At 59.8% G+C, this 13,239-nt stretch carries 8 protein-coding genes; 1 reads left to right on the plus strand and 7 read right to left on the minus strand.

What is annotated here, in order from left to right; genetic code table 11:
• Window positions 1–57: 57 nt before the first annotated feature.
• Window positions 58–2,307 (minus strand): FAD-dependent oxidoreductase, encoded by a 2,250-nt coding sequence (locus ACFSR7_RS26780; protein ID WP_378166942.1) that lies wholly within the window; start codon window positions 2,305–2,307, stop codon window positions 58–60.
• 128 nt (window positions 2,308–2,435) lie between these two features.
• On the opposite strand from ACFSR7_RS26780, the gene ACFSR7_RS26785 reads away from it, so the two are divergent.
• A complete protein-coding gene (locus tag ACFSR7_RS26785; RefSeq protein WP_378166944.1) occupies window positions 2,436–3,233 on the plus strand; it encodes an AraC family transcriptional regulator in 798 nt (265 codons plus the stop codon).
• A gap of 409 nt (window positions 3,234–3,642) precedes the next feature.
• Here the strand turns inward: ACFSR7_RS26785 and ACFSR7_RS26790 are convergent, their stop codons facing one another.
• From ACFSR7_RS26790 to ACFSR7_RS26815, 6 genes are all read right to left on the minus strand, one after another.
• Window positions 3,643–6,048, minus strand: coding sequence for a family 78 glycoside hydrolase catalytic domain (locus ACFSR7_RS26790; RefSeq protein ID WP_378166946.1), 2,406 nt, complete (start codon window positions 6,046–6,048; stop codon window positions 3,643–3,645).
• Window positions 6,049–6,084: 36 nt separating this feature from the next.
• Window positions 6,085–7,704, minus strand: coding sequence for a response regulator (locus ACFSR7_RS26795; protein ID WP_378166948.1), 1,620 nt, complete (start codon window positions 7,702–7,704; stop codon window positions 6,085–6,087).
• A gap of 17 nt (window positions 7,705–7,721) precedes the next feature.
• Window positions 7,722–9,491, minus strand: a complete 1,770-nt coding sequence (locus ACFSR7_RS26800) for a cache domain-containing sensor histidine kinase (RefSeq protein ID WP_378166950.1) — start codon at window positions 9,489–9,491, stop codon at window positions 7,722–7,724.
• An 86-nt stretch (window positions 9,492–9,577) separates the two neighbouring features.
• Window positions 9,578–11,134 (minus strand): type 2 periplasmic-binding domain-containing protein, encoded by a 1,557-nt coding sequence (locus ACFSR7_RS26805; RefSeq protein ID WP_378166952.1) that lies wholly within the window; start codon window positions 11,132–11,134, stop codon window positions 9,578–9,580.
• An 80-nt stretch (window positions 11,135–11,214) separates the two neighbouring features.
• Window positions 11,215–12,087 (minus strand): carbohydrate ABC transporter permease, encoded by an 873-nt coding sequence (locus tag ACFSR7_RS26810; protein ID WP_378166954.1) that lies wholly within the window; start codon window positions 12,085–12,087, stop codon window positions 11,215–11,217.
• A gap of 11 nt (window positions 12,088–12,098) precedes the next feature.
• Window positions 12,099–13,001: an ABC transporter permease gene (locus ACFSR7_RS26815; RefSeq protein WP_378166955.1), complete on the minus strand. Its 903-nt coding sequence runs from the start codon at window positions 12,999–13,001 to the stop codon at window positions 12,099–12,101.
• Between the last annotated feature and the right edge of the window lie 238 nt (window positions 13,002–13,239).

Genomic DNA, 13,239 nt, shown 5'->3' on the forward strand with positions numbered 1-13,239 from the left:
TCGCGTCCTTGAATTTAAATCCTCTCGAGCGATGAAGCGAAGCAGTATCGGGTGGGCTTAGGCATAGACTCGCACTTCGACGATCTCCGCGTATTCGCAGCCGTTGGTCGCTTCGACGACAATACGAAGCCGATCCGTAAGGATAGCGGCATCGAGGCGGTGGACACGCTTGCGCTTGTAATTGCCGCGTCCCTCGGCTATCGTCACCCATTCGGCGCCATCGCGCGACTCGACGCGGTAGTCCTTGACGAGCGTCGGCATCGCCTCGTACGGCGTGACATGGTGGTGCAGATTGATCAGGTCGTCGTTGACGTCGTCGTTAAAAACGAGATGAAGCTCGCGGATCGGCGTCGGCTCGCTCCAAGCAAGCTCCAGCCATTCCGGGCGGGATTCCGTTATTCGCTCGGACGACCACATATGCGGTCCGCCGTAGGGGCGAAGGTAACCGTCGATGGCTTTGTCGGCCGCGAAGGCGCTGGTCGCTGCTGTCAGGCGGATACATGGCGAAGCATGATCGAATTCGTGCTTGTTCCACTCGACAAGCGGCTGCCCCTGCTGACGTTCTTCGTTTGGCCGCGAGACGCTTGCCAGATCGCTCTTGCGATAAGCGAGTACGCCCGAGCTCGGCCGACCCGACAGATGCAGCACGAGCGCTTCGTTCGCCTTGATGACGAGGAACGCGTTGCGCGGCGTCTCCGGCACCCAGCTTAAGCCGAGTTTCGCCCACTGTAGGCTGCCTGCGGACAAGACGACCGACGCTTCCGCGAGCTTGGCACGCGGCACGTAATTTTCCGGTCGGCCGGTGTCCCAGAGCTCGACGATAATCGTCGTGTTCGCCGCGGCGTCGACGAGCAGCTCGATGCCGTCCAGCGCCGGATCGACCGGCACGGTGATGCCGATGTCGGCAGAGAGCGGCGCGGCGCGGGACGGCTGCTCGATGACCAAGCGGCTGCGCACGCTGGACGCCGAGACGCTTGCGCGTCGGGCCAGGTCGTTCTCGTCGTCCCCGCGCAGCCCGATGACCGACGCGTCCTGGCGGAGCAGCGTCTGCTGGAGCTCGCGCAGATGGCCGGCGTGAAGCTCGCGCGGCGTAATGCCCTTGGCTGCGCACAGCGCAGCGCCGGTGCCCGCGGCTTCGCCGATCACGGCGCACGTCGCCATGACGCGGGTCGTGCCGAACGCGACATGCGAAGCGCTAATGTCGCGGCCCGCCATCAGCATGTTGTTCACGTTCGCCGAGTAGAGCGAACGGAACGGAACGTGGTAAATCCCATCCGAATATAGATGCTTCGAACCCGACTCGGTCGCATACACGCCTTGCGGCGGGTGCAGGTCGATCGACCAGCCGCCGAACGCGACCCGATCGTCGAATTCCCGCTGCGCCAGGATGTCGTTCTGGTTCAGCACGTAGTCGCCGATAAACCGGCGGTATTCGCGCTTGCCGGGCAGCGATCCGACCCACTCCAGCGTCATGTTGTCCGCATCGAACTTGCCGGAATTTTTAATATAGTCCCAGATCCCGTAAATGACGGACCACAGTTCATCTCGAATTCGCTCGTTGTCGTGGACGGTATCGTGCTCGCCTCCCCACTCGATCCACCAATACGCGCAGCCATTATCCCCGCTCCGGATGATGCGCCGTTCGGGAATCGTCGTCTTCGACACGTCGATGGCCATTCGCGGCGGCGTATACTTGACCGGATGTCCGGCGTCCTTCGTATAGAAGAGCAGCGTGCTGCCGAGCGTAATGTCGTCGGCGACTTCGGGCGCCCATTCTTCGCCGAATTCCTCGCGGGCCTCGCGTCCCAGCCGGTACTTCGCGCCCGCCAGAAATCCGACCAGGCCGTCGCCGGTGCAGTCGAGATACACCTTGCTCTCGAAGCGGATGCGCCGTTCTGCCCCCATCATCCAGCCGGTCGCCGCGCGGATCGTCCGGTCGTCGGCTGCGCCGTCGGCTTCGACCTCGTGCACGTCCGTATTCAGGAAAAGCTGAATGTTCGGCTCCGCTCTTACCGCTTCAAGCACGACCATATCCCAAAAGTACGGATTGCCGTCTTTGTTGCGGAACTGATTTTCCACGAAAAGCTCGCCCATGATGCCTGTCTCTCTCGCGTAGCGCTGAACGCCGTGCGCGGTTGCCCCGCATACCCAGACGCGCACCTCGCTGCTGGAATTGCCGCCGAGCACCGGACGGTTGTTGACTAGCGCGACGGTACGTCCGAGCCGTGCCGCCGCGATCGCCGCGTTGACGCCCGCCAGACCGCCTCCGATGACGGTAATATCGGTTTTTATCGTTTCGCTCCGCATATGCCGCTCTCTCCTCCGAATCGCTCTTTTATCCTCTGTTTCATCTTAATTCTCCCGCTTGCCAAATAACATGCATCCTATTACGATATCCATATCTGATATTTCACAGATGACGGGAGAGTCTCCGCATGAGGTACAATTGGTCGTCGCGCCCGGTAGCCTACATGTATTGGATCAAAAAAAAGCAGTTCCAGTTGGCGCACGATACGGATGCGGCATGGACGATGTTCGCGGTCGAGCGCGGGCGGTTCGAATACCGGATCGGCGCGCAGGCAGGAGAAGCCGGGTTCGGCGACATCGTCGTGTGTCCGCCGGGTATCGTCTTTCATCGCCGCGCGCTGTCGACGCTGACGTTTCATTTCATCAAATTCGATTGGGAGCTTGCGCCTGGTTCGGAGGAATCGGCGGCGCTTGGCGGAAAGTGGACGGTGCACGACGCGGATCGCCTCATGTCGACCTACCGGTATATAAAGGAGATCGGAGGCGCCATACGGCAGGAGCCCGCGCTCGGCCGGATGAAGCATATGATCGAGGATCTGTGGCGGCTCATGGAGATTGAGCGCAGCCGCGCCGAATCGGCCGCGCTGTCGACGGCGGACGCGCCCGCGCCCGATATGGAAGAAGCGCGCAGATGGCTGCTCGAGCGCGCCTATGAACCGCTGGCGATGCGCGTGCTCTCGGATGCGCTCGGGATCAGTCCGGTGCAGCTCACCCGGCGCTTCCGCGCCGCTTACCGGACGACGCCGACCGAGTACGTCACCGGGCTGCGACTCGGCCGAGCCTGCCGGCTGCTGGAGGAGACGACACGTCCGCTCGAATGGATCGCGCAGCAATGCGGCTACGAAAACGGGTTTTATCTCAGCCGCGTATTCACCGCCAAGCTCGGAATGACGCCGTCGGCCCATCGGCGGCTGCATCGCGTCTGACCTGCGCGGGCATGCGGTTGCACGGTAAAACCGTGTAACTCCGTACAAACATTTGGCTGCGAGACGTGTTGTGCGGTGAAATTGCGTAACTCCGGACAAAACCTGAGTTGCGAGCGCAGTTGTGCGGTAAAACCGCGTAACGCTGTGCTTAGGAGAGCGAATAAGCATTAACGCCACCTCCGAGCCGCTCGGGACTGTGCCGATAAGTGCAAATAGGCGTTAACGCGATCTCCGCGACACTCCGTCTGTACCTAGAAGCGCAAATGGTCGTTAACGCCGGCTGCGAGGCCAGTCCCTTGCAAATCGATCGGTGCACCAGTGTACCTTTAGCAACAAGCGAGCCGTCTTCAAATAGACCCAAACGAGGCTATGAGCTATAGTACGGCACCGTAAGACATCCAACCCGACTTTAACCTATTCGCAAATCATGATCGCCGGCGCCGAGCGTCTCGCCTTGCGCCAATACCTCCAACCCTTCCGGCACCGTCAGATGAAGCAGCACCGCCCCAGTCAGGACACCGTTTTCACGTTCCACGCGAACGGCCAGCCGTCCGCAGACGGTCGGAATCTCGCCCTCGGCCCAATCAAGCCCGTCAGGGAGCCACGGCGCGATCTCCACGACCCTGTGACCGGGCTTCAGCGACCGCATGCCCACAATCGAGCGCAAGAACATAAATACGGGCATGCTCCCCCATGCATGGCAAGCGGAGCTATAGTGCGTCTCCCCTGTCTGTGCATCCGAATAGAACAACCCCCACCATTCCCAAACCGTCGTCGCTCCAGCTTCGATCATCCGGCCGTAGCGCTCCCGCACCAGCTCCAGCATGCGGTCATCGCGGCCAAGCTTGCTGAGCGCCCGGTACACGACTTGCATGAAAAAGGGACTCGCTTGAATGGCCCTCCCCCGCGCCGCATCCGAGAATACCGACCGGTAGATCGCTTCGCTGCGCACATCCTCCGCATTATGCAGGACCGCGAGGGCAAGTGCGTTCGCCGATTCGCTGTACAAGGGGCTGAGCGCGCCTTCGACCCGGCAGTCCGTATAGGCTCCCGCCTCCGTCATCCATAAGCTTTGCTTGATGGCGTCCGCAAGCCGGTCGCCGGTCGCCGCATAGTACGCCTCGGCTTCCGAGTCCCCAACCAGACGGGCATAGCCGACAGCCCGCTGCATAGCTTCCAAGTAGAGCAGGTTAAGCGCCGTCACGATCCCGCCGCGCTCGACGTCCGGCCATCTGCCGAGCGGCGCCTCGCCCGCGTCGATATAAGCCCAATATGGCACGTCCTCGAGCAAGCCTTGTTCGTTCTCGAAGCCGGAAAACCAGCGCAGCGCCTGCACGATGTTCGGCCACCACTGCGTCAGCAGCCCATCGTCGCCGTAAGCGTCCATATACTCGCCGAAGGAGCTCACCCAGTGCAGGCAAAATGAAGGTATCGGCGGATAATTGTGATGTCCGTCCGGATAACGCTGTGCCGTCATGCCTTGCCAATCCTGCGATTGGCCGACCTGCTCGAGCAGTTTGCGGTGCAGCCGCCAATCCCCGGAATAATACGTCTGGTACAGCGCCTGCCAGCGTCCGTCCCCCATCCACTGCTGCTGCTCGCGGCTGGGCGAATCGACGAAGGCATCCTGCATGCAGATGCGAAGCGTGTGCGCGGAGATGTCCCAGATTCGCTGCAGCGTCGAGTCGCTGCATTTGAAGACGGCCGGCTGCGCCACCGGGTAACGGCGCGTTCGCAGCCCGATCCGGTGCAAGCATACCGGGCGCGAATCCGCGTGTCGGATGCGCAGCTGCACGTAGCGGCAAGCCTTCCAGCCGAAGCCGACTTCCAGGCGCCGCCGCCCCTCGGCAAGGATGAAACGGTCGAGCGAGCGGTTGTTGTTCGCGTTCAGAAGCGCCTTGCCTTCCCACAGCTCCTCGGCATACGCCACGTCGACGACCGTGCCGATCGTGCCTGTCACGTCGAGCTGCAAATAGCCGGGCTCGATCCTGCCGAAGTCGTAGGTCAGCACTTCGGCATCGCCCGACGCCGGCGGCTGCGACCAGACGTCCACCGGACTGTCCGAGCTATCGGCTGCGAACAGGCGGATGCCTTTGGTCTCTTCGATCATATCCAGATGCAGGCGGCCCGAAGGCGCCGCGAGCTTCGATGCGACGCCGCGGCCCGCAAGTCGACTCGCATCCAGCTCCGTTTCCTCCAACAGCGGGATCGGCCTCTCGAGCAAATTCCAAAAGGGAGAGAGCCTGAAATCGCGTTTCTTGGCAGAGGTCCAGCCTTCGGTGTCCGCGTCGGGCCTAAACCAGTCTTCCGTCTCCAACCGGGCGTCGTAGATCTCGATCGGCCCCTGGCAGCCGTTCACGCGCGGCGCCCGCTCGTCGTAGGCAGCCGCAATGCGGCATAACCACGTCTCATCCGTTCCTACAATCAGCGTTTCTCCGCCCGGCGCGGCGGCACGCAGCTCTGCCAGCAGCGCCGGGATCCGGTCGATCGATTGACCGGTACCGTAGCCATAGTACAGCACCATAACCGCAATCGTGTTGACGCCCGGTCGAAGCAGGCTGCCTACCTCCAGCTCGTCCACGTACTGCCATCTGGGATCGCTCCTGCAAGGCCCCCGACCCGCATAGACGCCGTTCACATAGACAATATATTTAGAGTCTGCGAAAATGCGCAGCTTCCCGCCCGCCGATACGTCCGCCGGGAGCACGAAGCTTTTGCGAAATCGGCAAAAAGACTGTACGGGATGCTCGTAATGCGTCTCCGTCTCCGATGGGTGCCAGATGATGCCCGTATCGGCGCCCCATTCCAGCTCCAAAGGCCTGCGCCTCTTATAACGGGTTGTCGCCACTGCCTATCCTCTCGCTTCCTCGTTCCTTCTGCCGCCCGTCTCGTACTTCTGCGGCGAAGTACCGGTCATTTTTTTAAAGAGCGTGCAAAAGTATTTCTCGTTCTGAATGCCGACGGTTTCCGCGAGCTCCTGATTCGTATACGCCCGCTTGCGCATGAGCGCGATGGCCCGATCGATCCGCCGCTTGGCGACGTAATCGGTGAAGTTGACGCCCAGTTCTTTTTTGAACAGCTCGCTCACGTACGTCGGATTCAAATGGATATGGTCCGCCAATTGACCAAGCGACAGCGGCTCGCTCAGATGGTCTTCTACGTACAAGATCGCCTTGGCCATATCCGGCCTTAGGCTAGGCGCTTCCGTCCGCGACAGAATCCGCTCCCACTGTTCGCGGAGCCGGTCCGCGAACTGATGCAGATGCATGCAGGCATCCGGACGGAGCTTCGGCTCGTCCTGCGGGTCATGTCCGGACTGCAGCAGCTTCCGCTCCAGGCGCGCGAGCCACCGCTCGGCATAGGGAACCAGCTTGTCCGGGGAGATGCGGTACGCATGCAGCAGCTTCAGCAGCGGCGCCAGCTCGTCCCGGTCGGCTCTCGACGAGACGCGCTCCAGCGCAACCTCGAACCGGTCGAAAACGACCTGCACGTCGGCTTCGTCGTAGAACGGCCGGCGGTTCGGCGTGACGACCGTTCCGAAGCTGCTATAAAACGCGTCCGTCAATGCCGCATGCGCTTCCCGAAAGGCGGCTTCCGCCCGCTCCCAGCCCGCGTATCTCCGGCTGACGCCGACGGACACCGACAGGCGCAAATACGTTTTCACGTGACCGACGATCTCTTCGCCGAGCGCGGCGCCCCTCTTTTCGTAACCCGACTCGCCCGTTTCCTGGATCATCGCGAAGCCGAACAATGTGTCGCCCGTCCATTCAAAAACGAAGCATCCGCCCGAAGCCTGGAGAACCTCTTCCATAATATTCATCATGCCGTACCGCAGCGATTGGCGGTCGGCAGGCGCATAGGCTTCGCGGAAGGCCGCGTAATCGTCCAGCCGCACGGCAAAGCAAGCGTACCGGTCGGTCCGAAAGCCGGGGGCGTACGGCAGGCTCGCCTTCTCCATCGAGGCGGCGCTCCGCTCTCCCCGCGCCAGCTCTTCGAACAGCTGCTTGCGCATCCGGTGGGCGTCGCCTTTGACGGAGCCGCTTAGGCTATGCAGCGTCCGCTCCTTTTCCCCCCGCGCCATCATGTTGTCCCGCGCCTTGTCCAGCGCCGCCAGCACCTCCTGCTCCCGCAGCGGCACCTTGACCAAGTACTCAAAGACGCCCATGGCGATCGCCTGCTTGGCATAAGCAAAGTCGCTATAGGCGCTCAAGACAATAAACTCGATGCGCGGATGGCTTTCCCGCAGCGCTTTGATCATCTCCAGCCCGTTTTTACCGGGCATGACCACGTCGGTCAAGATCAGGTCCGGCTTCAGCAGCGCCGCCTTCTCCAGCCCCTCGTCTCCCGAGCACGCCGTGCCGACCAGCTTGTAAGGCAGCCGCCGCTCCGCCCAACGCTCGAACATGCGCGTCAGCCGCTGCACCATCGGGGGCTCGTCGTCGACGATCAGGCAGGCGATCGCTTCCCGCATAGCCACCCCTCCTTCTCCTAGACTGCGAGCGTATTCCGCTCGCTTGCGCGCAGGTCCGGAAACCGCAGCGTGATCCGCGTTCCTTTGCCTTCCTCGCTCCAAACGGCGAGACCGCAGTCTTCGCCATAGTTCAGCTGAATTCGCTGGTGGATGTTATACAGGCCGATTCGCTTGCGCCGTCCGGCCGGTTCGCCCTGCTCCCGCCCCGGGAGCAGCAGCGTCGCAGCCTTGTCGGGCGTCATGCCCACGCCTTCGTCCGAGACGTCGATGACGAGTTGTCCGTCCTTGCTCGCCGCCGCAATTCGTATAACGCCGGCGAGCCTTCCGCCGCTATAGCCGTGGAAAACGCTGTTTTCCACGATCGGCTGCAGCGCCATTCGCAGCACCGGATGCGCCAGCGCCTCGGGATCGATCTCCTCGACGAGCTCGAAGGCGCGGTCGTACCGAATGCTTTGAATGTGCAAGTAATCTCTCACGTTGCGAAGCTCCTGGTCCAGGCTCGCGCTGTCGGAGAAATCCGTGATGCCGTACTCGAGAATGGCGATCAGCGCTCCGATCAGGTCGTCTACTTCTTCGTATCTGCCGACGTCGACGACATTGCTGATCGAGCCCAGCGCGTTGTACAAAAAATGCGGATTGATCTGCGATTGCAGCACTTGAATTTCCATTTCCTTCTTTTTGCGTTCACTGACGTTGACATGCTCGAGCAACGTGCGAATTCGCTCCAGCATCGTGTTAAACGTGTCCGTCAGCTCGCCGAACTCGTCGTTGCGAAGCTTCGGAATCGTTACGTTCAGATCGCCCTGCTTAACCAGGCTCATCTTGCGGATCAAGTAATAGACCGGCGTCCGGATCATCCTGGCGACGAAGGCGGCTGTCACGACGCTAAGGAGCAGGCCTACCGCGAGCACGACGAAGAAAAAGGATTCCAGCCGTTCAAGCGAGTGCGCCAGCGCCGTGCTGTCGGACAGAGCGAGCACGATCCATTTCGTGCGAGGGATGAAGCCTCGCATGACGGTGACGGGCGCGCCGTCCATGCGCTCCTGGAAGACGTCGTCCTTGTTATAGATCAGCTCCGTACCGTCCCGGTCGCCGAAAAGCAGCCGATGGTCCTTGGCCCGCAGCGGTCCGCCCGCGGCCGGCTCGAGGATAAGGCTTCCCTGATCGTCGAGAATGGCGAGCCGCAGGTTGCTGCCGCGGCTGATCTGGTCCATCCGCTCCTGCAGCGCCGTCAGGTTGAGGTCCACCGCGATGACCATCCGCTCCCCCGCGAACGTCAGCGCCTTGGTGAATGTCACCGTCCAGCCGGAGTAAAACGATTGGTAGGGAGTACTGACGGCGATGCTGCCGTACGCGTTGCTGTATGCGGCCCGATACAGCTCTTTCCGGCTCGTCATCGGATCGTTCAGCACTTTGGTAACGGTATTCCCGCCGAGGATAGAGAGGTCCTTCCGGATCAAATACGCGTCTGTCAAAATATCCGAATGCGTGCGATACACCCCCTCCACTCCCGCTTGCGCGGAAGCGATATCGTCGTGCCACGTCGCGGAAGACGAGGAGAGCAGCGCGATCGTATTTTGGATGAGGGCGACGTACAGATCCATATATTGCTGCTCCTTCAACAGCAACTGCTTGGCCCGTTCGATCTGGCTAGAGGAAATCTCGTTTTTGATATAGCGATAGGACAGGGCGCTGACGATCACTTCCGAGCTCAGCACGAAAATAAAGCAAACGAGGAACAATCGGAAGGAGATGTTGTGAAGCAGCTTGCTTGCCCTGTCCCGCATGACACTCACTCCTGCATTTTGAAAGTCGATTCCGCAAATCGAAAAAGAGGAGAGCGGTTCGCCGCTCTTCTCCTCTTCCCTGATCGTTACGGAAGCACGCCGTCGCTTTGCAGCTGCTTCGTATAATTGGCGACGGCGTCGTTCAGCTTGAACTTGTCCTGCAGCGTCTTGACGTAATTATCCCAGCCGCTAAGCGGCTCCTTGCCCATGACAAACTTGAGCATCATCTCGTTGACGTACTTGATGCGGTCCTGAGCCAGCGGATCGTTCGGATCGTCGAACACCCGGGGATTGACGTTGTTGTCCTTCAGGTAGCCGTTGTTCAGCTTCTGGTTCGCGTTCGTGACTTCGGGGTTTTTAAAGTCGAAGTACACGCTGTCATTGGCTTTACGGACGAACGCGTAGTTGTACCGCCATTCGAATTCCTTTTCGTTGTAGGTCGTTCTGTCGATCAGCGCCGGCTTTCCGTCGGCCACTTTATAGGTTTTGTCCTTGATTCCGTAAGCAAGGGAAGGATACGCATCTTGGTTCGTGTACAAATATTGAATGAGCTGCATGGCGCGCTTGGTCTTCTCCGGGTCCTTCAGCGCTTCCTTCGACAGGCCGATCATCGTCTGCTGGAACGGTTTCGTGTCGAGAAACTGATCGCCGTACGGTCCTTTCGGCGGCGCGATCTGCTGCCATTCCGGGACGCTTCCGCCCGCGTCTTTCATTTTCTGCTGCTCGGACGGCTCCATGCGGCGCCAATCCGCGATCATGATGCCGACCTTGCCCTGGTACATCTTGTTGTCCCGCTTCAGGTTGTCGTCGATCGTGACCCAATCGGGGTCGACGACCTTGGCTGCGATCATTTGGTTGATGAACTGCAGCGCTTCTTTCGTTTTCGGGTCCGTATTGTAGACGACGACCCGGCCGTCCTTCACGTCGACGAAATTGGGCTGTACGCCAAACATCCAGAAGATCTGCTGGAAACCCTGGGCGCCGGTGGTGCTGTACCCGAGCGAGCCGTCCTTCGGCAGCATGGCGAGGAAGCCGTACGTATCGTCCTTGCCGTTGCCGTCGGGATCGTTAAATGTGAACGCCTTCATCACATTCAAGAGATCTTCCGGGTTGGTCGGCGCCTGCAGGTTCAGCTTCTTCAGCCATGTCCCGTTGATCCACCAGCCGTTCACGCCGCCGACCGATTCGGAGCCCGGCAGCCCGATCATATGATCCTTATACTTCATCGGCTCGAGCCGGGAAGGATCGATGGAAGCGGTCAAGTCGGGCACATCCTTCACCGCCTCGTCCAGCTCCGCTACCAGTCCCTGGTCGTAATATTGAATAGCGCTGGCCCGATCCGGGAACGTGAGGATATCCGGGATCTGGTTGGACGACAGCAGCAGGTTCAACTTGTCCTTCCAGTTCTCCCCGCCGAGCGTCATCTCCAGCTCGATGTTGTTGTCCTTCTCGATCATCTGGCGGATCGGATCGTTCTCGCCCGAGGGCATCGGCGTCGTCAGCCTGTAGCCGATGGCGTTGAAGAAGCTCAGCTTCATCTTGCCGTCCGCCTGCGACTTCGCATCGTCCTTGCTGCAGCCGGTGACGGCCAAGCTGAGCGCGACTGCCAGGGCAGCCGCCGTTTGCATGCGTCTCTTTCTCATCGGTAAACCTCTCCCTTTCGAATAGTATAACGGTTTATATCAAGAGTTTCCTCATGATAACGTTCGAATGGCCTGCCGGATCAACCTTTCACCGAACCGAGCAGCACGCCCTTGGTGAAGTGCTTCTGAATGAACGGGTATACGATCAAAATGGGCAGCGTGGTCACGACGACCGAGGCCATCTGCACGGAAATCGGATTCACCGAATTGGCTGCTTCGGCGGCATCCCCGCTGATCGCGACGGAAGCCATCAGAATTTGTCTCAAAAAGAGCTGCAGCGGCTGCTTCGACGTATCGGTGATGTACAATAACGCATCGAAGTAGCTGTTCCAGTGCCATACCGCGTAAAACAAGCCGACGGTGGCGATGATCGGGCCGGATAGCGGAAGCACGATGCGAAACAAGATGGAGAGCTCGCCGGCGCCGTCGATTCTCGCGGCCTCGTCGATCGCCTCGGGCAGCTGCTCGAAAAAGCTTTTGACGATCAGCAAGTAAAACGCATTGATGAGTCCCGGAATAATAAGCGACCAGGAGGAGTCCAGAAGGCCGACCTCCTTGACCAGCAAATAGCTCGGAATGATTCCCCCGTTGAACAGCATCGTGAACACGATGAACATCAGGGCCGCGCTGCGGCCGGGCAGCGACCTGCGGGAGAGCGGCAGCGCGGTCAGCACGGTGAAGAACAGATTCAAGAACGTGCCTGCGAACACCCGAAAAAGGGTAGCTTGATAGGCTTCCGCAAGCCGTCCGCCCTTCATGATCTCTTCATAGGCAGTCCAGGTGACATGCGAGGGAATGAGGACGAGTCCGTCCTTTCGGATGACCTCGGAGATCGGCGTGACCGACACGCTGAGGACGTAAAAGAAAGGAACGACGCAAGACGCGGCAAGCAAGGATAACAGGACGTAATTGAGCGTTTGAAGCATTCGTTCGTTTCTGGACATCGTGTTCATCGCAGTTCCTCCTACCAGATTTGTCCGCCGACGCGCCTTGCCAGACGATTGGCGCCGAACACTAATGCGAAGCCGATGACGGACTTGAACAATCCGACGGCTGTCGCAAGGCCGATCCGGCCTTCCTGCATGCCGACCCGGTACACCCAGGTCTCGATGACGTCCGCCTTTTCCTGGTTCAGCGGGTTCATCATCATGTAGATCTGGTCGAAGCCGACGTCGAGTATCGCGCTCAGGCGAAGGATCAGCATCAGGATAATGACGGTCTGAATGCCGGGCAGCGTGATGCTCCAGAGCTGTCTCCAGCGCGAAGCGCCGTCTACGGTAGCGGCCTCGTAGAGGGACGGATCGATGCCCGTCAGCGCGGCCAGATAGATAATGGCGCCCCAGCCGACCGATTGCCAAATATCCGTCGTCACGATCAGCGACCGGATCAAGCCCGGCTCCGTCAAGAACGAGATGCGATCCAGGTGGAATGCCGTCAAGAGCTGATTCACCAAGCCGGAACCCGGCGCCAGGAAGGCGACCAGGAGGCCGTAGATGATGACCCACGACAGGAAGTGAGGTAGATACGTCAGCGTCTGGATCGTCCGCTTGAATCCGCCTGATGTCACGGCATTCAGCATTAAGGCCAAGACGATCGGGGCGGGAAACGAAAAGACGAGTTTATATAGGGAAATGAGGATCGTGTTGCCGATGATCTGATCGAAATAGACACCGTCGAAAAACAGCCTGAAGTTTTGCATGCCGATCCACGGACTCTCCCATAACCCGAGCAGGACGTTGTAATTTTTGAACGCCGCGGCGATGTAGACCATCGGTACATACTTAAATATCGCAAAGTAAAGCAAGCCGGGCAGCAGAATCGCGTACATGACGCCGTGCCTGCGAACGTTCCGAACAATTGAAGCCATCCGTTTCTCTCCTCGCCTCTCTCTGGATAGCTTCATTCTAGCTGTCCGGCAGAACCGGCAATTCCAATTTCTTCGGCAAAAGGTTCGTTATTTTCGACATTGCCCACTCGTACCGAACATGCCGAAGATAGACAACTAATTGCCGAAAAAACGAGACTCTCATGCCGTTCGCATGACTTTAAAATGAATGTATCTCGAGAATGGGAGGCGATTTGAAGCGTAATCTGTAAGCGCTTAA

The organism is Cohnella sp. GCM10020058 (assembly GCF_042683485.1).
In the GTDB taxonomy this organism is placed as follows: Bacteria; Bacillota; Bacilli; order Paenibacillales; family Paenibacillaceae; genus Cohnella.